Source organism: Bacillus sp. YBsi01 (assembly GCF_038406745.1).
GTDB lineage: Bacteria > Bacillota > Bacilli > Bacillales > Bacillaceae > Bacillus > Bacillus siamensis.
This window is the reverse complement of record NZ_CP151679.1, coordinates 678,949-701,372: the sequence shown is the minus strand read 5'-3', so window position 1 is coordinate 701,372 and position 22,424 is coordinate 678,949. Positions and strand designations below refer to the sequence as shown.

Below are 22,424 nucleotides of genomic sequence, written 5' to 3'. Positions count from 1 at the left end.
AATCTTTACATCACCATTCCGCCGTCAATATGGAGGGTCTGGCCCGTCATATAACGCGATCCTTCAGAAGCAAGGAACGTGACAACGCTGCTGATATCGGAAGGATCACCGAAACGCGCGAGCGGAATCTGCTTCAGCATTTCATCTTGGACTTCTTTAGAAAGCTTGTCCGTCATATCCGTGGAAATAAAGCCCGGAGCGATGGCGTTGACCGTAATATTACGGCTCGCAAGCTCTTTGGCAGATGACTTTGTCAAGCCGATCACACCGGCTTTTGCCGCCACATAGTTCGCCTGGCCCGGGTTTCCGCTGACGCCGACGATTGATGATACGTTGATAATCCGGCCTGAGCGCTGTTTCATCATCTGTCTAGTCACGGCTTTCGTGCAGTTGAAAACACCTTTCAGGTTAATGTTGATGACGTCATCCCATTCATTTTCTTTCATTCTCATCAGGAGATTGTCCTTTGTGATTCCCGCATTGTTCACAAGAATGTCGATTGAAGAGAATTCGGCGACAGCCTCTTTCATCATGTTTTGTACTTCTTCGGAATTTGATACATCGGCTTTTACCGCGATCGCATTTCGGCCCAAAGATTTGATTTCATCTACGACCTCGTTCGCTTTCGCTTCACTTCCGGAGTAGTTGACAACTACGTTACATCCGTTTTTCGCAAGATCAAGCGCGATCGCCCGCCCGATTCCGCGGGACGCTCCCGTTACGACTGCTGTTTTTTCATTAAGCATCCTGATTCTCCTCCTTCAGCGTTTGAATCGCCAATTCAATGGTTTCATGGTCAGAAACCGCGATTGTTTTCAGACGGCGGTTCACTTTTTTCACAAGGCCTGAAAGCACTTTTCCGGGACCGATTTCAACAAACGTCGTAACGCCTTCGTCAATCAGTTTGTTAATTGTTTCTTCAAAGCGTACAGGTGAATAAAGCTGTTCGATCAGCTTTTTCTTGATATCGTCTTTTTCTGTCATGATGTCAGCCGAAACGTTTGATATAACGGGAACAGCCGCACTTTTCAGCTCACATGCGCTGAGCACTTCTTCGAGTTTTTCCGCCGCTGGCTTCATTAATTCAGAATGGAACGGTCCGCTTACTTCTAGCGGGATCGCCCGTTTTGCCCCGTTGTTTTTCGCTTCTTCTGAAGCAAGCTCCACGCCTTTTGCCGTTCCGGAAATCACGATCTGGCCGGGGCAGTTCAGGTTTGCAAGCTGTACGAGGTGGCCGTTTTCTGTCACTTGATCCGTCACCTTTTTCAAGGATTCCGCATCCATTCCGAGAATAGCGGCCATTGCGCCTTCTCCCGCCGGCACGGCTTCATTCATGAATTCTCCCCGTTTTCTTACCGTGTAAACGGCATCTTTAAATGTCATCGCTCCCGCCGCAACGAGCGCCGAATATTCTCCGAGGCTGTGGCCGGCTGTGAAATCCGGCGTGATGCCGGATTCTTTAAACTTTTCCAATACGGCAATGCTTGTTGTTAAGAGCGCAGGCTGCGCATTGTATGTAAGGGTTAATTCTTCAGCATCGCCTTCAAAAATGAGCGAGCTCAGCTTTGTTTCAAGCGTTTCATCCGCTTCATCAAAAATACGTTTTGACGCTTCTTCGCGTTCGTACAGGTCTTTTCCCATACCGATATATTGTGATCCCTGTCCGGGAAATAAAAATGCAATCTTACTCATGGTGTGATAACCTCCAGACTACTCATCTGTTTTTTCTTCTTTTACTTCTTCTTCTATAAATGCGGCCACGTTTTGGCTGACCATTTCTCTCGCCTGGCGCAGCGCGTGATAAACAGCGCGTGCATCAGAAGAGCCGTGCGCTTTAATAACAGGCGCCTTTAAACCGAAAAGACTCGCCCCGCCGTACTCAGAATAGTCCATTTTCAGTTTCATTTCCATCAGCTTCGGCTTCAGCACTCCTGCTGCCAGCTTAGAAACAAAACTTGAAGTCAGTGTATCTTTCAGCATTTTGAAAATTGATAACGCTGAACCTTCCAATGTTTTCAACGTGACGTTGCCCGTAAAGCCGTCTGTAACGATAACGTCAGCAGCGCCTTCCAGCAAGTCTCTCGCCTCTACGTTTCCGACAAAATTCACGTTTGTTTCTTTTAATAATTCAAACGTCTTTTTTGTCAGGTCGTTTCCCTTCTTTTCTTCCGTGCCGACATTTAACAAGCCGACGCGCGGCGAGCTGATTCCGAGAACCTGCCGGGCATATACAGATCCCATTATTCCGTACTGGACAAGGTGCTCCGGCTTGGCATCGACATTGGCACCCACGTCTAAAAGAAGGAAACCGTCGCCTGATACGGTCGGAAGCGTCGGCGCAAGGGCCGGCCGGTCGATTCCTTTAATTCTGCCGACAATAAACAGCCCCGCTGTCATCAATGCACCCGTATTCCCCGCTGAAATGCAGGCGTCCGCTCTGTTTTCAGCCACTTCCTGCGCCATCAGCACCATAGAAGAGTTTTTCTTTCTGCGTACGGCGCGGACCGGTTCATCCGTCGGTTCAATCACTTCATCGGCGTGCAATACGGTGATGCGGTCTGATGTTGTTGGCAAGTGTGATTCTATCGTTGTCTTGTCACCGACCAGCGTAATATGAAGATCTTCAAATGCCTCAATACTCTTCATTACTCCGTCAATAACAGCTTTGGGTGCGTTGTCGCCTCCCATTGCATCTACAGCTATTCTCATGCATGCTCCACCTTTATGATTGTTTTGAACGGTACATGTCAAAGTTGCCGGAGAATACGACTTCTTCTCCCACATAACTGTTTACTTCCACTACCGTTCTGCCTTTTTCTTTTTCGACTGCCGTCACTTTGGCTTTCGCAACGACGCGCTCGCCCTCTTTCACCTGTCTTGTAAAGCGGATATTTGCGCTTGCGGTCAGCGCCAGCTCATCATCTATGACGGCTACGGCGAGTGAGTTCGCCTGCGCAAACAAATGATGCCCCCGCGCAATCTGATTGCGGCTGAAAACATGTTCGCGTCTTACTTCTAATATAGAAATGGCCTGGCCGTCAAGCTCCAGATCAATGATTTCACCGATCACTTCGTCTAAAGGCAGTGATTTCACTTCATCTTCAAGCGTTTGCTCTGCCACGTTTTTAATTCTTTCCCTCAGCTCCGGTATTGAGAGCTCTAAGCGGTCTAAACGGATCGTCTGAATGCTGACGCCGAATTTCCCCGCTAATTCTTCATCTGTGATGAAGGGTGTCGATTTGATCGTCTGCTGCAATAATTTTTGGCGTTCTTTCTTGCTTCTTCTCATCTATAAACACCATCCGGACAATTAAGACTAGGTACTAATAGTAGTATATAATTTCATAGATTGGAATGCAATGATTGTTTTTTGAAAGCCGCCGAATTTTGCAGAATCAGCTTAATTTCTCCCCTTCTAAGACACCGCTTGAAAGCAATTGAGCACGAAGCATGCTGTACTCGTCATCTTTCCAAAAAGCTTCTGAAGACACAAGATTGGCCGCATCCTGACGGGCCGTCTCCAAAGCTCTGTAGTCATGAACCATATCCGCCACCTTGAACTCGGGCATACCGCTTTGTTTTTTTCCGAAGAAATCGCCGGGACCGCGCAGTTCAAGATCCTTTTCAGACAGTTCAAACCCGTCATTTGTCTCCGACATGATTCTCATCCGCTCTTTCCCGGTTTCGGATTTTGGATCGGCCATCAAGATGCAGAAAGATTGGTGGTCTCCCCGTCCGACCCGGCCGCGGAGCTGATGGAGCTGAGATAATCCGAAACGGTCGGCGTCATAGATGACCATAATTGTCGCATTCGGCACGTTCACCCCGACTTCTACGACGGTTGTTGACACGAGAACCTGACATTGATTGGCGCTGAATTCTCTCATCACCTGATCTTTTTCATCAGAATGGAGTTTCCCGTGCATCAGACCGACATTCCATTTGCCGCGGTACACATCAGACAGCATGTTATATACGTCAATCGCATTCTGCACATCCAGCTTATCCGATTCTTCAATGAGCGGACAGATTATATAGGCTTGTCTGCCCTGTTTCAGCTCTTTTTCAATAAAAGCCAAAATCCGCTCCAGCATGTCGTGTTTCACCCAATACGTTTCGATTTGCTTTCGTCCCGCGGGCATTTCATCTATCACGGAAACATCCATTTCTCCGAAGACGGTAATGGCCAGCGTTCTCGGAATCGGAGTGGCTGTCATAAACAGCACATCCGGATCCTGGCCTTTATTCTTGAGTTTTTTGCGCTGTTCGACCCCGAACCGGTGCTGCTCGTCCGTAATAACAAGGCTCAGCGCTTTAAATTCCACTTCATCTTGGATTAAAGCATGGGTCCCTACTAAAATATCAATCTCTCCGAGAGCAAGCCGCTCCAAAAGCTCCCTGCGCCGCTTTCCTTTTACAGAACTCGTCAAAAGCGCGATATTCACGTCTTCATTTGCAAATAACGATACGAGAGAGTCAGCATGCTGTTCAGCCAGAATTTCTGTCGGCACCATTAATGCCCCCTGATACCCCGACAGAATCGCAGCGTACAAAGCGATGGCGGCGACCGCCGTTTTTCCTGAACCGACATCACCTTGCAGCAGACGGTTCATTCTGTAAGGCGATGTCATATCAGCGGTAATTTCACGGAGCACGCGCATCTGTGCGTTCGTGAGCGAAAACGGAAGGCTGTCTGTGAAAGCGGCGAGCTTTTCAGCAGGAAACACGTGGCTGATGCCTTTTGACTGTTCTCTTTCCGCTTTACGGAACGCCTGCATCTTCAGCTGAAACAATAAGAATTCTTCGTACACAAACCGGCGTCTTGCCTGCTGCAGCGATTCCCTCGTCTCCGGCTGATGCATCGTCTGCAGGGCTTGTTTATAATCAGGCAGCTTGTAGCGGATTCTCAATTTTTCAGGAAGCGGATCGGCTGCACTGTCCAAATGATGCTGCAGCGCATCCTTAATAAATCGTCTCATCATTTTAACGGTGACGTTTTCTTTAACGGAATAAACAGGCTCAATGCTTTTATCTTCTTGATGAGGACCGTTTTTTAGTTCCTGCACGGATACGGTCTGCTTGTGTTTATCCCATTTACCGGATATCGTGACGACAGAACCGAGCGTCAGTTTCTTTTTTAAGTACGGACGGTTAAAACAAACCGCGGTAATTAAATAATTGCCGACAAGCACTCTGAATGTCAGCCTGTTTCGTTTTTTGCCGTAATAGGTAAGAGAAGGTTCTGAATGAACCTTCCCTTCTACCGTCACTCTTTCTTCATGTTTTACTTCCTCTAAATCCCTCAGCTCATAGTCGTCATAACGGTAAGGGAAATAATTCAGAAGATCAGAAATGTCATAGATACCCAGTTCGTGCAATGTTTTTTCTGTTTCCGGCCCAATGCCCTTAATCTCCGCTATACTAGTTTGCTGATGGTGTTTCACTTGATTTCAGCGCTCCTCCGAAAATTTTTTTCTCTAATTCTCTTCCCGTCGGTGTCGCGGCTAAACCGCCTTGTCCCGTTTCACGCAGTGCTGTCGGCATCGTCTGGCCGATTTTGTACATCGCGTCTATTACCTCATCGCAAGGAATGCGGCTCGTAATCCCTGCCAGCGCCATATCCGCCGCGATCATCGCATTGGAGGCTCCCATTGCGTTCCGTTTGACACACGGCACTTCTACCAAGCCGGCGACCGGATCACATACGAGACCGAGCATATTTTTCAGCGTAATCGCCATTGCTTCCGCTGATTGCTGAGGCGTTCCGCCCGCCATTTCCACAATCGCAGCGGCAGCCATACCGGATGCCGATCCGACTTCCGCCTGACAGCCTCCAGCCGCTCCCGAAATACTCGCGTTATTTGCTACGACAAAACCGAACGCGCCGGCTGTAAACAGAAAACGGATCATTTGTTCCGTCGTAGGGTTCAGCTTATGCTTTACGGCGAATAACGTTCCCGGCACAACCCCGGCAGAGCCGGCGGTCGGTGTAGCGCAGATCGTTCCCATCGCCGCATTGACTTCATTTGTGGCTACAGCTTTAGACACGGCGTCTAAAATCAGATTGCCTGACAGGCTTTTTCCCGATTGGATGTACGCCTGCAGCTTCACGGCATCTCCTCCTGTTAAACCGGTCTGGCTCGTGACGCCGTTCAGCCCTTTTTCAACCGCCGCTTCCATGACGGAAAGATTGCGTTCCATTCCTTGAAAGATCTCTTCCCGCGTTTTTTTTGTCACTTCCATCTCTTGGGTGATCATCACTTCTGAGATCGGAATTTGTTTTTCTTGAGTGATTTCTATTAATTCTTTCACATTACGAAACATATCATTTTCCTCCTGACTTTTTAGTCAGCTATCTTAGTAACCTGTATAATATTAGGAAGTGTTGATAGTTCGTCCAGCACTTCTTCTTCAATATTCTGATCGACCTCAATCGTCATCAGCGCAAGCTGGCCGACGTCCTTACGCGCCACTTCCATATGTCCGACGTTGATTGAAAATTTCGCAAGCACATTGGCAACACCTGCAATTGTGCCGAATTTATCATTATGAACGACTAAAATAGCCGGGTGGTTTCCGGAAAGTCGCAGCTCAAAGCCGTTAAGCTCCGTGATTTCTATTTTCCCGCCGCCGATTGAAATACCGGTTAAGGCAAGCTCACCCTCATCATCAGAAATGATGATACGCGCCGTATTCGGATGAACGGGCACGGCATCCTCTGTGCGGAACTCTATATCTATGCCCTTCTCTTCAGCAATTTGAATCGCTGTTTTAATCCGTTCATCAAATGTATCAAAATCAAGCAGGCCGCCGATAATCGCGACATCAGTGCCGTGGCCCTTATACGTCTCTGCAAATGATCCGTAAAAAGACACAACGATCCGGCGGGGCTCCCGTCTGAATAAGCTTCTGGCCACTCTGCCGATCCGGGCTGCGCCTGCGGTGTGTGAACTGGACGGGCCGATCATTACCGGGCCGATAATATCAAAAACGCTTCTATATTTCATGCTGGTTTGTTCCTCCTTAACATCACTTCATTCAGCGCTTTTCTTTAGACTAATTGAACATTTATCAATTGGCAAGCAGGCACACTGCCGCACTGCCGCAGGTAAATTAAGGCATAAGAATAGAAGGGCCTGATAAGCCCTTCTATTCTGCCGCAAATATATATGGATAAAGAGGCTGTCTGCCGTTATGGATTTCAACTTCGATATCTTCACAGACGCTTGTAATATACTCAGCGAGTTTCTCAGCTTCTTCTTCCGGCGCGTCTTCTCCGTACAGAATGGTGACGATTTCATCTTCTTCCCCGATCATCTCATCCAGCAGTAATTTCGCCGCATTTATCCGGTCTTCGGCACTGCCGATAATCGAACTGTTTAAAATGCCGATAAAATCACCTTTTTTTATATCCTTGCCGTCGATATGGGTGTCTCTGACTGAATATGTCACCTGTCCGCTTTTCACATTTCGGATGGCTTCAAGCATATTGGCTTCATTTACATCAGCCGGCTGATCAGGGTTAAACGCAAGCAGGGCGGTCATGCCTTGAGGCACCGTTTTTGCCGGAATGACAATGACATTTTCTTCAGCCACGCTCGCCGCCTGATTGGCAGCCATCACAATATTGGAATTGTTCGGAAGAATGAAAACCGTTTCCGCATTCACAGACTGAACGGCTTCAACAATATCTTCCGTGCTCGGATTCATTGTTTGGCCGCCTTCGATAACGTGTGAGGCGCCGATGCTCGCAAACAGTTCAGAAATGCCTTCGCCCATTGCCACAGTCACGATCCCAAAAGGTTTACGGGCTTCTTTCATTACACCGGCCGGCTTTTTTTCATCATGTTCTTGGCTGATGATGGACGTATGCTGCTCTCTCATGTTTTCAATTTTGATTTTAATCAAATCGCCGTAACGCTGCGCGAGATTGAGCACGTTCCCTGGCTCTTCGGCATGAATGTGAACTTTCGCCAGCGTATCATCAGCCACGACCAGCAATGAGTCACCGAAACGGCTCAGTTCATTTCTGAATGTCTCTTCTTTGAACGTCTGTTTATCTCGATCCAGCCTTACCATCACTTCCGTACAAAATCCGAATTCAATGTCTTCTGTACTCAGCATGCTCTGCGCGCTTTTATGATGTTCGGCATTCACCATATCATCGAGTGCCGGAAGAACAGCTTTTTTCGGTACGGATTCTCCTTTTAAGGAAGCCAAAAAGCCTTCATATACACAAAGCAGACCTTTTCCGCCGCTGTCAACGACACCGACGTCCTTTAAAACAGGAAGCAGATCCGGCGTGCGGTTGAGCGACGCTTCCGCTTCTTCAATAACGGCCTCCATGAGAGCAATGATATCGGTTTCTTCTTTGGCCGAGGCGACCGCTTTTTTAGCCGCGTCCTTGGCCACGGTTAAAATCGTTCCTTCAACCGGTTTCATGACTGCCTTATATGCCATATCCACTCCCGCTTGGAGTGCGGCGGCAAATTCTTGGGCGTTTATTTCTTTTTTGTTTTCAATGCTCTTTGTGAAACCTCTGAATAATTGGGACAGGATCACCCCTGAGTTTCCTCTTGCTCCCATAAGCAGGCCTTTTGACAGGGCGATGCCGACTTTGCCGATGTCAGGTGAGTCAAGGTGTTCTACCTCTCTTGCACCGGATGACATCGATAAATTCATGTTTGTTCCGGTATCGCCGTCCGGCACGGGAAACACGTTCAGCGCATCCACCGCGGATGCGTTTTGAGACAATGTCTCAGCCCCCGCCAGAATCATTGCCGCAAAAGCTCTCCCATCTAAGTTTCGTCTAGACAATACTCATCCTCCTCACTACGGGTTCGTTACTCGTACGCCTTGGACATAAATATTTACAGAATCAACTGCAAGTCCGATTGTTTGATTTACTGTGTATTTTACCTTCGTCTGAACATTGTGGGCTACTTCGGATATTTTAGTGCCGTAGCTGACAATAATGTACATGTCGATATGTATTTGTTCTGCTTCCTGACGGACATGTACGCCTTTTGCAAAGTTCTCTTTCCGGAGGATTTCAGACAAACCGTCTTTAATCTGGTTTTTAGAGGCCATCCCCACTATTCCGTAACAGTCAATGGCAGCGCCTCCGGCAACCATTGCGATGACTTCGTTGGATATATCAATCTGTCCGTATTTTGTCTTCATTTCAATGGACACACAGGTTCCTCCTTCAGGTGCATAGAGTTATCATTATTCTACTATATGTATCCCATTATGAAAAGAAAAGATACAGACAGCGGCGCTCCAGCGCGGAAATGTGATTGGTTTTACATGTCAAGTGATTTTTCTTGAAAGTAAGGTAAACAATAGTTGCAAACGGTTTTTAGCTGTGGTAAATTATTTAAAGTATTGTATAACGAAAGCATCTGAGACACTATGTTTGAAAAGATGTTTCGCGCAGTTAGGAGGGAAACAAATGGCACGTAAATGTTTTATTACAGGTAAAAAAACAAAAGCCGGAAACAACCGTTCTCACGCAATGAACGCTTCTAAACGTACTTGGGGCGCCAACCTTCAAAAGGTCCGCATCCTCGTTGACGGCAAACCTAAAAAAGTATATGTATCTGCCCGGGCTTTAAAATCCGGAAAAGTTGAGCGTGTATAAGCAAAAATGAACGCCTGCCCTTTTATGCGGCAGGCGTTTTTTATGCGTTCAAAGAGGGCGATTTCAGCTCCTAGGGCCTACTCTTTTCTAAATGAGCCCAGCATCGCCCGGACAATTCCTCCTAAAAACTTCGGCAATTTAATGGTATAAAATTTCATTTTGTCCCCTCCTATAAGTTCCGTATCCGCTGCGTTCATCACTTTAGGATTCATGGTTTTTTCCGCATATGGCAGAAGCCGCTTTTTTAATCCGCGCTCCTTACCATTATTAATATGCCTTTTGCAAACGAAAAAGTACCTCGTGAATGAATGAGTTCGTTACTAATACATAGTGTGGAACCCATGGGAATATGACAATTATCCAGAGGATATTTAAAACCGTCGAGCGTCAGGCCCTCTGCCGCTTCCGCAAACGGAATAAAAGAAACATAGCGTCTGCTGCTTTTTTCTTCAATTGTATAACGGCCGGGTCCGAACATCTGAATCTCATTCTGCCTGTCGATCAGTTTAACATCAGTGTCCTTATTTACAGCTTTATACAGCAGCTGAATGTTCCCTAAAAAATGATCGGCTCTTCCGCCCGTCACACCGAATATCCGAATGTGCTCCGGTTCTTTTTGTAAAGCCCAGTCAAGAGCGAGTTCCAGATCGGTATAATCTTTTTCCGCCTGATACACATGGAGGGACGGCGCAGCTTCTTGAATCTGCAGGAGTTCTTCTTCCGTAATGCTGTCAAAATCACCGAAAGCTTCCTGCGGAATGAACCCGGCCTCCAAAAGAGCGACCGTCCCTTTATCCACTCCGACCCACGTCGTATCTCCGTCTGTGTACGCGGACAGCTCGGGAATAAACTCCCGGGGGCCGCCCGCAACAATATTGATTGTCTTCATATATTATCCTTTCTCTCTTAAATACGAAAAGAGCCGGCGGCTTTCACCGGGCTCTTTTTCAGTATGTTTATTCTGCGTTTCGGATGTCAGCGATGGCTTTTTTCCGATCCGGCTGATTATATACGGCAGACCCGGCAACAAGCAGGTTGGCGCCCGCTTCAGCGCATAAAGGAGCTGTTTCTTTATTAACGCCGCCGTCCACCTCGATTAAAAGTTCAGAAAGGCCTTTCTCCTCAGCCAGCTGTTTGACCTGACGGATTTTCGGCAGGACCGAATGAATGAAGCGCTGTCCTCCAAAACCCGGGTTAACCGTCATTAACAGCACAAGATCCAGCTCATCGATGACATGTTCAATGATTTGAACGGGCGTATGCGGATTGAGCACAACTCCCGCTTTTACCCCCTGCTCTTTTATCAATTGAATGGTCCGGTGAAGATGCGGACACGCCTCGGCGTGGACGGAAAGGATGTCCGCTCCGGCTTTTGCGAATGCCGGGATGTAGCGGTCCGGGTTTTCAATCATAAGATGGACATCCAGCGGCAGATCAGTCACCGGACGGACGGCTTCAACGATAAGCGGTCCGATTGTAATGTTAGGGACGAAATGGCCATCCATGACATCAATATGGATATAGTCCGCCCCTCCTTTTTCCACGTCTTTAATTTCCTCGCCCAGTGAAGCAAAATCGGCGGAAAGAATTGATGGCGCAACCTTAATCATATTAATACCTCGGCTTTCTCTCTTTTATTTCCTGCATAAATTCTTTGTAATGCTCATAGCGGTACGTCCGGATGTCTCCTTCTTCCACCGCTTGCTTTACCGCGCATTTCGGCTCCTTAAGATGCAGACAGCCTCTGAATTTGCACGAAGCGCTTATGTCTCTGATCTCAGGGAACGTGCTGCCGAGCTCTTCTTCTTCAATATCGGTAAACTCAAGCGAACTGAACCCGGGAGTATCCGCCACAAGACCGCCTGATGTATGAATGAGCTCCACATGTCGCGTCGTATGTTTCCCGCGTCCTAAATGTGCGGAAATCTCGTTTGTTTTCAGTTCAAGCTCCGGGCTGATCGCATTTAAAAGCGAAGATTTTCCGACTCCGGACTGGCCGGCAAACACCGTGGTTTTGTTCTCAAAGTGTTTCACAATGTCTGTTAAACCGCTGTTTTCTTTTGATGACGTCACATATACGTCATAACCGATCGCCTGATAGTCTTTCACATAAGAAAGGATCTTCTCTTTCGTTTCCGCATCTGAAGCTAAGTCCATTTTGGTTATGCAGATGATCGGGTGAATGCCGTTGGCTTCCACAAGGACGAGAAAACGGTCCAATAATGACGTGCTGAACGCCGGCTGAACGGCGGAAAAGACGAGAACGGCCTGATCGACGTTTGAAATCGGCGGCCTGATCAGCTCGTTTGTTCGTTCTTTGATTTCCAGCAGGTAGCCTTCTTTATCATTTTCAGCCTGATAAACGGCATAATCGCCGACAAGAGGCGTTATTTTATTTTTTCTGAAAATGCCCCGGCCCCTGCATTGAATGATCTTGTTCTGTGATTCATCCAAGACATAATAGAATCCGCTTAATGCTTTAATAATTTTGCCCTCAGGCATACGGTCCCTCCTTGGTCAGTCTTTATCTTCAGGGTATTCAATCGTCTTATAGCTGACGACTTTATGATCGACCATCACTTGATAATACCCTTTTTGTCCCTGATCAATCTTCAGTTCAATCGTTTTTTCAGTCGGCTCTTTAATTTTAAAGGAGTCATACGTATCAGAGATGCTGTGGTCTTTATCATCGATGGCGATTTGCACTTCAAGCTCGTCCCCTTCATGTTCGGGTTCGTAGGGAATGCTGATTTTTTCTTTTACCGTTTTCGCCGGTTTTTCTTCAGGTCCGAGCGAAAATGTCACTGCAACATTACTTCCCGGCTTAACCGCTGTGCCGGCTGACGGCTCTTGCTTCATGACTTGTCCTTTTGGCACGTCATCTGAATGCGCTTCTTTTTCAACAAGCTGCAGGCCGTTATCTTCAAGATACCCCGAAGCCGCTTCTTTGCTGTAAGTTTTTAAGTCCCTCAGCGTAACATCCGCCGGCCCGAGGCTGACCGTTAAGCTGACTTCATCATCGCTTGCGACCATGTCGGTGCCGGCTGACGGGCTTTGATCAATTACGGTGCCTGCCGCACTGTCATCATTCTCTTCTTTTACATTGACATGTTTGAAGCCTTTATCCTTCAGCGCTTTTTTCGCGTCGTCGATCTGCCGGCTCTTCACGTCGATCAGCTGGGTTTTCGGTTTCCCGATACTTTTGTACAGTTTTACAGAAGAGCCTTCTTTAACGGCAGATCCCGCTTTCGGATCAGTTTTGACCATTAAACCCTCTTCGATTTTTTCATCTTCAATGTCCGCCATATCTGGGTCGGCTTCGAGACCGTTCTTTTCCAGCAGGGCTTCCGCTTTTTCATACTTCATGCCCCGTACGTCGGGGACGCTTACATCTTTGGGCATAAACAGAGACGGGAACACGGTGACTGCAAGAACAGCCGCCATAATGAAAATGAAGCAGACAGCCAGCAGAATCCACGGCCATTTCCGTTTTTTCTTTTTGGCGGGCTGCTGTTCCTTATCGTCCGTCTCCTCCGGCGTTTCCGCATGAGGCGCGGTTTTTGCACCGTCAGTAATAACGGGAATTGCTTTCGTCATTTCCTCATCATCCTGCACGGAAAATTTTTGTTCATTCAGCCTGCTGGCGTCAAAAGCCGTTCTGATATCCGCTTCCATGTCCTCTGCGCTGTCATAGCGGTGAAACGGATCTTTGGCGGTTGCCTTTAAAATAATGTTTTCAACGCTCTGCGGAATCGAAGGGTTCCACTTTCTGGCGGAAGGCGTTTCTGTCTGCAAGTGCTTTAATGCTATGCTTACGGCTGATTCTCCGTCAAAAGGGATTTTGCCTGTTAAAAGCTCAAACAGCACGATGCCGAGCGCGTAAATATCTGATTTTTTCGTTGCCAGGCCGCCTCTCGCCTGCTCCGGAGACAAATAATGAACTGAGCCCAGCACAGAATTCGTATGTGTGATTGTCGTCGAAGTGAGAGCTGTGGCGATGCCGAAATCCGTCACCTTAATATGCCCTGAATGATCTATCAAAATATTGTGCGGTTTAATATCCCGGTGCACAATATGATTTTGATGGGCATGGGCGATGGCTGAGACGATCTGCTCCATAACGGACAGCGCTTCTTTCGGATGAAGCGGTCCGTGTGCGGTTATGTATTCCTTTAATGTCATGCCTTCCACATATTCCATGACAATGTAATAAATATCGCCTTCCTCCCCGATATCGTAAATACTGACGATATTCGGATGGTCAAGGCTTGATGCCGACTGTGCTTCTCTTCTGAAACGCCTGATAAACTCAATGTCATTCACAAAGTCAAACCGCAGAATTTTAATTGCGACTTCACGTTCGAGAATGATGTCCTCAGCTAAAAAAACGTTCGCCATTCCGCCGCCGCCAATGGGCCGGAGAATATGATAACGCCCGCTGATCCGCTTGCCGGTTAGCACTTGTCTTCACCCTCTTTTGCCTCTGCGGAAAACTCAATCAATACAGCCGTGATATTATCTTCGCCGCCGTTTTGATTCGCTTTGCTGATGAGAAGGTCTACTTTTTCCTGAGGAGCAGATTCGGCTTGAAGCATTTGTTTGATCTCGTGATCTTCTATTTTATTTGAAAGTCCGTCAGAGCATAAAAGCAGCTGATCGCCGTCAGACAGCTCAAAAGAACGGGCGTCGGGGCTGATGGATTCATCTGTCCCCAGCGCTCTCGTCAATATATTTTTCCGCGGATGATGCTCGGCGTCCTCTTTCGAAATTTCTCCCGTCTTGACCAGCTCATTCACAAGCGAGTGGTCTTCAGTCAGCTGAACGAATTCACCCTCTTGAAGCAGGTAGCACCGGCTGTCTCCGATATGGGCCACAGTGACAAACTTCTCCGTGAATAAAGCGCAGACAACGGTGGTGCCCATTCCCCGGCATTCTTCATTCGCTTTTGCGTGTTCATACACCTTGGCATTCGCCTCATGAATCCGATCTTTGAGCCAAACCTCACAATCAGACGGAAGAGACGGAACGGATTCGGCCCGGTTCCACTGCTCTTCCATCGCTGCAACCGCCATCCTGCTCGCCACATCTCCGGCAAGATGACCGCCCATGCCGTCAGCGACAACCGCAAGCACCGCTTCTTCTTTTGTGAAAATGCCCGCCGCATCTTCATTATGCTGGCGGACTTTACCTGTATCTGTTTTCAAGGCTGTAATCAACCTCTTCACCTCGTCTCGTCTTGACGCTCCTTCGCGCGAAGCTGACCGCAGGCCGCGTCAATGTCATGGCCTTGCTCTCTTCTGATCGTGACATTTACACCGCGGGATTTTAACGTTTTTTCGAATGCGAAAATCTGATCTCTCGGTGTGCGGACGTAATCCCGTTCAGGCACATAGTTTACCGGAATTAAGTTGACATGGCATTTCACGTCTTTTAACAGTTCTGCAAGCTCTTCCGCGTGTTCGACCTGATCATTTACGCCTCCGAACAAGCCGTATTCAAAGCTGATCCGTCTGCCTGTTTTCTCGATGTAATATTTGACGGCTTCCATAAGGTCAGGAAGCTTATAGGCTTTGTTAATCGGCATCAGACGGCTTCTGATCTCCGTATTCGGGGCATGCAGAGAAATCGCGAAATTGATCTGCATTTTTTGATCGGCGAAATCGTAAATCTTCGGAATGATGCCGCTTGTGGAAACCGTGATATGACGCGCTCCGATGTTCAGTCCTTTATCATGGTTAATGATTTTTAAGAAAGCGAGCATTTCATTGAAATTATCAAACGGCTCTCCGATTCCCATGATGACGACTGAGCTGACGCGTTCATCCGTTTCATCAAGCGCCTTTTGCACTTTCACGACTTGAGCGACGATTTCTCCCGCTTCAAGATTCCGTTTCAGTCCGCCAAGTGTTGACGCGCAAAATGTGCAGCCGATCCGGCAGCCGACCTGTGTCGTTACACATACAGAATTGCCATACTCGTGTCTCATTAAAACCGTTTCAATTGTATAACCGTCGTGAAGCTCGAATAAAAATTTCATCGTGCCGTCTTGTGACGTCTGTTTTACAGCCGTTTTCAGCGTTGTCAGCACAAAATTGCTCTCAAGTTTTTCACGCAGGCTTTTTGAAAGGTTTGTCATTTCCTCGAAAGAAGAAACCCGTTTTTCATAAAGCCATTCAAAAATCTGTGCTGCGCGGAACGGCTTTTCGCCATTCTCGGTCAGCCATTGTTTGATTTCATCTAATTCAAAAGAGTAAATGGACGGCTGTTCAGTCCGCAGCTCTTTCCGTATGCTTGTCTTTTTTAATTGTGTCATTTTTTATCCCTTCTTTCTCATGCTGCTAATAAAGAAACCGTCTGTTCCGAAATAATGCGGAAGAATTTGAAGGCTTCCATCCTGAACAAAGGGTCTCGCCTTTTCAGGCAGCCGCTTTTCAAGAGACAAATCGGGTTCAAACTCAGGGTGTTCTTGTATAAACGCATGCATAACTTCATCATTTTCTGTCCGGTCCATTGTACACGTACTGTATACGAGTGTGCCACCTTTTTTTACTAATGGGGCGATTTCCCTTAAAATACCGAGCTGGATCTCTGACAGCCGTCTGCTGTCATCCGGCGTCTTTGTATATTTCATATCAGGCTTTCTTCTGATGACGCCGAAACCTGAGCACGGGGCATCAACGAGAACCCGGTCAAACCGTTCTGCGCCAAAAGCGTCCCCAGCTTTTCTGGCATCCATCGTTTGCGCGTCGATGATCGTAAGTCCGAGCCGTTCCGCGCCTTCTTTAATCAGCTTCACTTTATGGCGGTGAAGATCAAGCGATGTGAGGCTCCCCTCATTCTCCATCAATTCCGCGATGTGAGCCGACTTTCCTCCGGGTGCGGCGCATGCGTCTAACACGGTTTCCCCCGGCTTCGGGTTCAGCGCCCGCGCGACGAGCATTGAGCTTTCATCCTGGATGGATACTTGCCCGTTTTGGAAAAATTCCGTGTTTGCGATGCTTCCTTTTAAAAGCTTAATCGCATCAGGAGAAAGGTCTCCGGCTTCCGCTTCCAGACCTGCATTTTCCATCTTATCCAGCAGCTTTTCCCTGTCGGCCTTGATGTGATTGACACGGAGCGTCTGTTTCGGCGGAACGAGATGAATCCGGCAGATCTTTTCGGCCGCCTCAAAGCCGTACGCCTCAACCCACTCCTTTACAAGCCATTCGGGATGGCTCGTCTCTGTTGAAAGGCGGAGAACCGGGTCTTCAATTTCAGCGAATGACGGCGCGCCCTCACGCTGCAGGGAGCGCAGGATGCCGTTGACAAAGGACGCGATTCCCTTATGCCCGCGTTTTTTGGCGATTTCAACCGCTTCATGGATGGCGGCGCGATCCGGAATTTTCTCTAAATATTCCATTTGATATGCGGACAGACGCAGCAGCTGAATCACCCATGGCTTCACCTTATTCGGCTTGCGGATAAAAGGCTTCAGTATATAGTCTAGAGCGATTTTATTTTGCAGCGTTCCGTAGACAAGCTCTGTCAGCAGTCCCCTGTCCTGGTCGCTGAGCGTGTTCGTTTTGATAACCGATGTAAGAAGCAGGTTGCTGTATGCCTGATTTTGCTCAAGCTTCTCAAGCGCTTCAAGGGCAAGCTCACGGACATTAATTTTTTTCATCTGCTGCTCCTAACACGTCACCTGACTGAACATTTTTTCCTCTTACAAAATCCTCGCCCTTCATCCGTTTTTTACCTGACGGCTGCAGCTCTGTGATCAAAAGAGCGGTGCCGTTTCCCGATGCGACGACAATGCCGTTTTGCTCCGTGCGGATGACTGTTCCGGGCGCTGCTTCAGTTTTTGCCGCAACTTTTTCAGACGCCCACACTTTAATATTTTGACCGTTCAATGTTGTATAGGCGACAGGCCAAGGGTTTAAGCCTCTGATCTGGTTGTAAATGTCTTCCCCGGGCCTTGTCCAGTCGATCCGCTCCTGCTCACGCTTAATGTTAGGCGCGTAAGTCGCTTTTGATTCGTCCTGCCTGATCGGTTTAATATTTCCGGAAATGACGTTCGGAACGGTCTCTGACAAAAGCTTCGCCCCCGCTATGCTTAATTTGTCGTGAAGCGTGCCGACATTATCCATTTCATCAATTTCCACTTCGATTTTAGAAATCATATCACCCGCATCAAGCTTTTCTACCATATACATGATCGTCACGCCCGTTTTCTTCTTGCCTTGGAGAATCGAATAATGTATCGGCGCTCCGCCTCTTAATTCAGGCAATAGTGACGCGTGCACGTTAATGCAGCCGTATTTCGGGCCGTCAAGCAGCTGCTTGGGCAGGATCTGTCCGAATGCCGCGGTAACAATCAGGTCCGGCTTCAGGCTGAGCACTTTTTCTATTTCTTCTTCAAGCCTTACTTTTTCGGGCTGAAGCACGGGGATGCCGTGACGTTCAGCTTCAGCCTTTACGGGAGGCGGCGTCATGATTTTTTTTCTGCCTTTGGGGCGGTCAGGCTGCGTAACGACCCCAACCACTTCATATCCGTCTTCAATAAGCGTGCGCAGCACGGGAACTGAAAAGTCGGGCGTTCCCATAAAAACGATCCTTGTCATCCAATCATCCTTCCATTTCTGCCAGTTCTTCTTCAGTGTAGTAAGCCGTAATTTTTGATGTGAATAAAATGCCGTCTAAATGATCCATTTCATGCTGGACGGCTCTGGCCAAAAAGCCTTCCGCTTCTAAAACAAACGGTTTTCCTTTACGGTCGTAAGCTTTTACCTTTACGTAATCCGGGCGGGTGACGTCGCCGTAAACCCCGGGAAAGCTTAAGCAGCCTTCAACTCCGGTCTGCTCACCGCTCTTTTCAAGAATAACCGGATTTACAAGGTCGATCCGGCCGCTTTCTTCACCGATATCAACGACGGCCGCTCTTTTTAAAATGCCGATTTGCGGCGCGGCGAGGCCGACGCCATCCATTTCAAGCATCGTATCGTACATATCATCAAGCAGTTTTTTTAATTTTTTATCAAACACTGTCACTTCTTCAGCGGGTGTCTCCAGAACTTCCGCGGGGTGTGTGACGATTTTTTTCACAGCCAAAATTTTGCCCTCCAAAAACTAATGTTACATCAGCATGTACGGATTCATATCGATTGAAATCATCACATGCTTTTGTGCAATGTCGCGTTTATAGTGCTCCAGTATTTTTTTTAACTGAATCTGCAACTCGTTTTCCTGTCTGTATTTTATCACGCATTGATAGCGATATCTATCTTTGATCCTGGCAATCGGGGAAGCCGCCGGCCCAAGAATTTTCGTGTCGGGCCCGCACCCCGCTCTTAAATAGTTTGTAATCTTTTCTGCGGTGACCGCGGCTTTTGCCGCTTCTTCATGAGAAACGGTCACCAGCGCCACGTAATAATAAGGCGGATATGACTGAGCCCGCCTGTGCGCCATCTCCTGCTGAAAGAAAGTTTCATAGTCATGCGTTTTCGTCAGCTGAATGCTGTAATGAGACGGTGTATACGTTTGAATGACCACCGTTCCCGGCTTTTCATGCCGCCCGGCCCGTCCGCTTACTTGGGTCAACAGCTGAAATGTCTTCTCAGCCGCCCTGAAATCAGGGATGTGAAGCGTCGTATCTGCGCTTAATACTCCGACGAGTGTCACGTTCGGAAAATCAAGCCCTTTTGCGATCATTTGCGTGCCGAGCAGGATATCCGCTTTTCCTTCACCGAACGCGGACAATAGCTTTTCGTGGGCGCCTTTTCTTGAAGTCGTGTCCACATCCATCCTGATGACGCGCGCCTGTGGCAGCACTTTGGTAAGCTCTTCCTCCACACGCTGCGTTCCCGTGCCGAAAAAGCGGATATGTTCACTGCCGCATTCCGGACATGTTCCCGGAACAGACTCCTCATGACCGCAGTAGTGGCATTTCAGCCTTTGCCCGTAGCGGTGATACGTCATTGAAATGTCGCAATGCGGACATTGTGGTACATAGCCGCAGTCCCGGCACATGACAAACGAAGAATACCCCCGTTTATTCAGAAAGAGAACGGCCTGCTCTTTTTTCGCAAGCTTCTCTTCCAGCTGTTCCATCAGCTCTATTGAAAACATCGACCTGTTGCCGTTTCTCAGCTCTTCTCTCATATCAACGAGAGAAACATCCGGCATGAGCTGGCGATTTACGCGGTGTTTTAACGGAAGCAGCTCATAAACGCCTTTTTTCGCCCGCGCAAATGACTCCAATGTCGGCGTGGCGCTCCCGAGGACGACCGGACAGCTGTGATGCTCGGCACGGCGGATGGCTACGTCCTTTGCATGATACCGCGGCATTTCCTCCTGCTTATAGGAAGATTCGTGTTCTTCATCAATAATGATCATGCCGAGATTTTCAAACGGAGCAAAGATGGCCGACCTGGCTCCGACGACAAGCCGGACTTCCTTGCGCTGAATCTTCCGCCATTCATCGTATTTTTCACCTGTGGATAAACCGCTGTGCATGACCGCAACCTGAGAGCCGAAACGGCCTTTAAATCGGTTCACCATTTGCGGTGTCAATGAGATTTCCGGAACGAGCACGATCGCTTCTTTTCCTTTTGCCAGCACCTTTTCAATGGACTGCAGGTAAATTTCTGTTTTGCCGCTTCCCGTGACGCCGTGAAGCAGAAAGACGTGGTGGACATGATCGGCTACGGCTTGTTTAATCGGCTCAAAAGCGGCCTGCTGCTCTTCTGTAAGAGAGAGCGGCTCTGTTTTTTTGAACATTCTGTCCTGATAAGGATCGCGGTAAACCTCCTCAAAGCTTTCCGTAAGAAGGCCCTTTTTAAGAAGCGTTTTCAGCGTCGCGGAACTGGAATCGGTCTTTTTGCAAAGTTCAGCCGCGGAAATCTTTTCTCCCCCGCCGATAAAATAAGTAAGCACGGCGAGCTGTTTAGCAGCCTGCTTTGTCAATGAATCTGCGTGCCGGGCGAGTTCTTCTTTGTCTACCCCCGCTTCGATCATGCGGATCATTTTTTTATTCGTTTTCTGGGCGACCTTATACGTGACATCAATGCTTCCTTTGCGCACGAATTTTTGAAGTGACGAAAGAAGGTGTTCATCGGTAATATCCGAGTACAGAAGACTTTTTTGATTCCTGAAAAGCTGTTTGATGTCCGGTGTCAGCGCTTCTTCGTCAACGACTTTCAGCTCTTTTTCGTACTTCGCCTTCAGCGCTGCCGGCAGCATGGCCTGAAGCGCCGTGATTTTAAACGACAGCGTTTTGTCAGAAAGCCATGAAGACAGCTGCATCAGTTCTTCAGTCAGAACGGGCGTCAAATCAAGAAGCTTCTCCACTTCCTTCATTGATCCGCCGTTTAATTCAGACGAATCTTTCAAACCAGTCACAAACCCTTGAAGCTTGCGCGGGCCGAACGGGACAATCACCCGCATGCCCACTTCGATCATTCCCTTTAAATGATCGGGGATTTTGTAATCAAAGGGTCTGTCAATGTTTTTGGAGCTGACATCGACAATGACTTCAGCTACATTCATACGGGTTTTCGGTCCTCGTCTTTCAAAGCTGTTATTTCCTTCAGCATTTCAAAGGAAACATCAAGTTTAGACATAAGCGCAAGCTCCCGCTTTCTTCCGTCCCGGAAATAGAAGGTGACGAGATTCGTATCTGTGCCAAACCCGGCTCCTTCCGCTTTCACGTCATTCGCCACGATCATATCAAGGTTTTTCTGTTCAAGTTTTCTGCGCGCATAGCGTTCGATGTCTTGTGTTTCAGCCGCAAAGCCGATCAGAATCTGGTGTGTTTTCCGTTCGCCAAGTTCTTTCAGGATATCTGCCGTACGGTTGAATTCGATCACGAGTGAACCGTCTTTCTTCTTCATTTTATGTTCAGAAACAGCCGCCGGCGTAAAATCGGCCACGGCCGCCGTCTTAATGACGATGTCACATGAATCAAACACAGATAGCACGGCTTCTCTCATATCTGCTGCTGATTGCACGGGAAGGAACTGATACAGCCCCTCAGGAGGTTCTATTGACACCGGACCTGAAATCAGCGTCACCCGCGCACCCAGCCGGACGGCAGCTTCGGCAGCGGCATAGCCCATTTTGCCGGTGGATTTATTTGTGAAAAAGCGGACGGGGTCCACGGCTTCGCGCGTCGGACCCGCCGTAATGACAATATGTTTTCCTTTCAGCGGCGCATCATCTTCAGGCTCCTTAAAGTGCTCTCTCACACGCTCAACAATAAGCTCCGGCTCTTCTAACCTTCCTTTGCCTACATATCCGCATGCCAAATAGCCTTCACTCGGCTCAATAAAACGGACGCCGTCCTGATAAAGCACGGAAATGTTCCGTTTCACCGCCGGATGATCATACATATGGACATTCATCGCAGGCGCCACCCACACCGGAGCCTCCGCCGCCAGCACCGTCGTTGTGAGCATATCGTCAGCAATTCCGTTGGCAAGCTTGCCGATGACATTTGCCGTAGCGGGTGCGACGATAATTAAATCCGCCCAGTCAGCGGCGTCAATATGAGAAATCACCTTCGGATTTTGTTCTTTAAAAGTATTTGTATACACTTCATTCCGGCTCAGCGCCTGAAATGTCAGCGGAGAAACAAACTCACGCGCGGACTCAGTCATAATCACTTTTACGTTCGCACCGGCCTGGACCAGCTTGCTCGTGAGCGCGGAAGCTTTATAAACGGCAATCCCTCCGCTTACGCATAGCAGAATGTTTCGGTTTTTCATGAAGTCTCTCTCCTTTATGAAAGCATTGGACAAATCCCAAA

General features: G+C 48.2%; 22 protein-coding genes. 1 reads left to right on the top strand and 21 read right to left on the bottom strand.

All coding sequences use genetic code 11. The features are described from left to right. Positions 1–5: 5 nt before the first annotated feature. The 9 genes from fabG to AADZ70_RS03865 all read right to left on the bottom strand — a co-directional run bounded on the left by fabG (position 6) and on the right by AADZ70_RS03865 (position 9,195). The gene (gene fabG, locus AADZ70_RS03905; RefSeq protein ID WP_016936146.1) at positions 6–746 is read right to left on the bottom strand and encodes a 3-oxoacyl-[acyl-carrier-protein] reductase; all 741 of its coding nucleotides are present in this window, start codon (positions 744–746) and stop codon (positions 6–8) included. After that, positions 739–1,692 carry an ACP S-malonyltransferase gene (gene fabD / locus AADZ70_RS03900; protein WP_016936147.1) on the bottom strand — a complete coding sequence of 318 codons (954 nt, stop codon included), beginning with the start codon at positions 1,690–1,692 and terminating at the stop codon, positions 739–741. Before fabD ends, fabG begins: the two co-directional genes overlap by 8 nt. An 18-nt stretch (positions 1,693–1,710) precedes the next feature. Continuing rightward, positions 1,711–2,709 carry a phosphate acyltransferase PlsX gene (plsX, locus tag AADZ70_RS03895; protein WP_045926113.1) on the bottom strand — a complete coding sequence of 333 codons (999 nt, stop codon included), beginning with the start codon at positions 2,707–2,709 and terminating at the stop codon, positions 1,711–1,713. A gap of 13 nt (positions 2,710–2,722) precedes the next feature. After that, positions 2,723–3,289: a transcription factor FapR gene (gene fapR / locus AADZ70_RS03890; RefSeq protein ID WP_016936149.1), complete on the bottom strand. Its 567-nt coding sequence runs from the start codon at positions 3,287–3,289 to the stop codon at positions 2,723–2,725. Positions 3,290–3,395: 106 nt separating this feature from the next. Continuing rightward, positions 3,396–5,444: an ATP-dependent DNA helicase RecG gene (gene recG / locus AADZ70_RS03885; RefSeq protein ID WP_342007749.1), complete on the bottom strand. Its 2,049-nt coding sequence runs from the start codon at positions 5,442–5,444 to the stop codon at positions 3,396–3,398. Next, on the bottom strand, positions 5,422–6,324 hold the full coding sequence (gene sdaAA, locus AADZ70_RS03880) for an L-serine ammonia-lyase, iron-sulfur-dependent, subunit alpha (RefSeq protein WP_342007748.1): 903 nt from the start codon (positions 6,322–6,324) through the stop codon (positions 5,422–5,424). The genes recG and sdaAA overlap by 23 nt, the downstream gene beginning before the upstream one ends. 20 nt (positions 6,325–6,344) lie before the next feature. Then, the gene (gene sdaAB / locus AADZ70_RS03875; RefSeq protein WP_016936152.1) at positions 6,345–7,007 is read right to left on the bottom strand and encodes an L-serine ammonia-lyase, iron-sulfur-dependent subunit beta; all 663 of its coding nucleotides are present in this window, start codon (positions 7,005–7,007) and stop codon (positions 6,345–6,347) included. A gap of 142 nt (positions 7,008–7,149) precedes the next feature. Next, entirely contained in the window at positions 7,150–8,817 is a 1,668-nt protein-coding gene (locus AADZ70_RS03870) for a DAK2 domain-containing protein (RefSeq protein WP_045926109.1), read from the bottom strand. 15 nt (positions 8,818–8,832) lie between these two features. Then, positions 8,833–9,195, bottom strand: coding sequence for an Asp23/Gls24 family envelope stress response protein (locus AADZ70_RS03865; RefSeq protein ID WP_016936154.1), 363 nt, complete (start codon positions 9,193–9,195; stop codon positions 8,833–8,835). 259 nt (positions 9,196–9,454) lie between these two features. Between AADZ70_RS03865 and rpmB the strand changes: the two genes are divergently transcribed. Then, positions 9,455–9,643 (top strand): 50S ribosomal protein L28, encoded by a 189-nt coding sequence (rpmB, locus tag AADZ70_RS03860; RefSeq protein WP_003154328.1) that lies wholly within the window; start codon positions 9,455–9,457, stop codon positions 9,641–9,643. 77 nt (positions 9,644–9,720) lie between these two features. On the opposite strand, the gene spoVM is transcribed toward rpmB, so the two are convergent. From spoVM to coaBC, 12 genes are all read right to left on the bottom strand, one after another. Beyond that, complete coding sequence (gene spoVM, locus AADZ70_RS03855) at positions 9,721–9,801, bottom strand: stage V sporulation protein SpoVM (protein WP_003154329.1); 81 nt, start codon at positions 9,799–9,801, stop codon at positions 9,721–9,723. 86 nt (positions 9,802–9,887) lie between these two features. Then, entirely contained in the window at positions 9,888–10,532 is a 645-nt protein-coding gene (locus AADZ70_RS03850; RefSeq protein WP_342007747.1) for a thiamine diphosphokinase, read from the bottom strand. A 67-nt stretch (positions 10,533–10,599) separates the two neighbouring features. Beyond that, positions 10,600–11,253 carry a ribulose-phosphate 3-epimerase gene (rpe, locus tag AADZ70_RS03845; protein WP_016936156.1) on the bottom strand — a complete coding sequence of 218 codons (654 nt, stop codon included), beginning with the start codon at positions 11,251–11,253 and terminating at the stop codon, positions 10,600–10,602. Between the two features lies 1 nt (position 11,254). Further along, positions 11,255–12,145, bottom strand: a complete 891-nt coding sequence (rsgA, locus tag AADZ70_RS03840) for a ribosome small subunit-dependent GTPase A (RefSeq protein WP_047475063.1) — start codon at positions 12,143–12,145, stop codon at positions 11,255–11,257. Between the two features lie 15 nt (positions 12,146–12,160). After that, complete coding sequence (pknB, locus tag AADZ70_RS03835; RefSeq protein ID WP_342007746.1) at positions 12,161–14,104, bottom strand: Stk1 family PASTA domain-containing Ser/Thr kinase; 1,944 nt, start codon at positions 14,102–14,104, stop codon at positions 12,161–12,163. Continuing rightward, on the bottom strand, positions 14,098–14,859 hold the full coding sequence (locus AADZ70_RS03830; RefSeq protein WP_342007745.1) for a Stp1/IreP family PP2C-type Ser/Thr phosphatase: 762 nt from the start codon (positions 14,857–14,859) through the stop codon (positions 14,098–14,100). Before AADZ70_RS03830 ends, pknB begins: the two co-directional genes overlap by 7 nt. Positions 14,860–14,864: 5 nt before the next feature. Further along, on the bottom strand, positions 14,865–15,956 hold the full coding sequence (rlmN, locus tag AADZ70_RS03825) for a 23S rRNA (adenine(2503)-C(2))-methyltransferase RlmN (RefSeq protein ID WP_016936160.1): 1,092 nt from the start codon (positions 15,954–15,956) through the stop codon (positions 14,865–14,867). Positions 15,957–15,959: 3 nt separating this feature from the next. After that, entirely contained in the window at positions 15,960–17,303 is a 1,344-nt protein-coding gene (gene rsmB, locus AADZ70_RS03820; RefSeq protein ID WP_342007744.1) for a 16S rRNA (cytosine(967)-C(5))-methyltransferase RsmB, read from the bottom strand. Then, on the bottom strand, positions 17,290–18,243 hold the full coding sequence (gene fmt, locus AADZ70_RS03815; protein ID WP_342007743.1) for a methionyl-tRNA formyltransferase: 954 nt from the start codon (positions 18,241–18,243) through the stop codon (positions 17,290–17,292). Before fmt ends, rsmB begins: the two co-directional genes overlap by 14 nt. Before the next feature lie 4 nt (positions 18,244–18,247). Then, positions 18,248–18,730, bottom strand: coding sequence for a peptide deformylase (def, locus tag AADZ70_RS03810; protein ID WP_016936163.1), 483 nt, complete (start codon positions 18,728–18,730; stop codon positions 18,248–18,250). A 24-nt stretch (positions 18,731–18,754) separates the two neighbouring features. Further along, complete coding sequence (gene priA, locus AADZ70_RS03805) at positions 18,755–21,166, bottom strand: primosomal protein N' (RefSeq protein ID WP_342007742.1); 2,412 nt, start codon at positions 21,164–21,166, stop codon at positions 18,755–18,757. Then, positions 21,163–22,383, bottom strand: a complete 1,221-nt coding sequence (gene coaBC / locus AADZ70_RS03800) for a bifunctional phosphopantothenoylcysteine decarboxylase/phosphopantothenate--cysteine ligase CoaBC (protein WP_342007741.1) — start codon at positions 22,381–22,383, stop codon at positions 21,163–21,165. Before coaBC ends, priA begins: the two co-directional genes overlap by 4 nt. Positions 22,384–22,424 lie beyond the last annotated feature (41 nt).

Excerpts from the sequence above, each read along its gene's own strand:
- fabG (WP_016936146.1), bottom strand. The coding sequence starts at position 746 with ATGCTTAATGAAAAAACAGCAGTCGTAACGGGAGCGTCCCGCGGAATC.
- fabD (WP_016936147.1), bottom strand. The coding sequence starts at position 1,692 with ATGAGTAAGATTGCATTTTTATTTCCCGGACAGGGATCACAATATATC.
- plsX (WP_045926113.1), bottom strand. The coding sequence starts at position 2,709 with ATGAGAATAGCTGTAGATGCAATGGGAGGCGACAACGCACCCAAAGCT.
- fapR (WP_016936149.1), bottom strand. The coding sequence starts at position 3,289 with ATGAGAAGAAGCAAGAAAGAACGCCAAAAATTATTGCAGCAGACGATC.
- sdaAA (WP_342007748.1), bottom strand. The coding sequence starts at position 6,324 with ATGTTTCGTAATGTGAAAGAATTAATAGAAATCACTCAAGAAAAACAA.
- sdaAB (WP_016936152.1), bottom strand. The coding sequence starts at position 7,007 with ATGAAATATAGAAGCGTTTTTGATATTATCGGCCCGGTAATGATCGGC.
- rpmB (WP_003154328.1), top strand. The coding sequence starts at position 9,455 with ATGGCACGTAAATGTTTTATTACAGGTAAAAAAACAAAAGCCGGAAAC.
- spoVM (WP_003154329.1), bottom strand. The coding sequence starts at position 9,801 with ATGAAATTTTATACCATTAAATTGCCGAAGTTTTTAGGAGGAATTGTC.
- AADZ70_RS03850 (WP_342007747.1), bottom strand. The coding sequence starts at position 10,532 with ATGAAGACAATCAATATTGTTGCGGGCGGCCCCCGGGAGTTTATTCCC.
- rpe (WP_016936156.1), bottom strand. The coding sequence starts at position 11,253 with ATGATTAAGGTTGCGCCATCAATTCTTTCCGCCGATTTTGCTTCACTG.
- rsgA (WP_047475063.1), bottom strand. The coding sequence starts at position 12,145 with ATGCCTGAGGGCAAAATTATTAAAGCATTAAGCGGATTCTATTATGTC.
- rlmN (WP_016936160.1), bottom strand. The coding sequence starts at position 15,956 with ATGACACAATTAAAAAAGACAAGCATACGGAAAGAGCTGCGGACTGAA.
- rsmB (WP_342007744.1), bottom strand. The coding sequence starts at position 17,303 with ATGAAAAAAATTAATGTCCGTGAGCTTGCCCTTGAAGCGCTTGAGAAG.
- fmt (WP_342007743.1), bottom strand. The coding sequence starts at position 18,243 with ATGACAAGGATCGTTTTTATGGGAACGCCCGACTTTTCAGTTCCCGTG.
- priA (WP_342007742.1), bottom strand. The coding sequence starts at position 21,166 with ATGAATGTAGCTGAAGTCATTGTCGATGTCAGCTCCAAAAACATTGAC.
- coaBC (WP_342007741.1), bottom strand. The coding sequence starts at position 22,383 with ATGAAAAACCGAAACATTCTGCTATGCGTAAGCGGAGGGATTGCCGTT.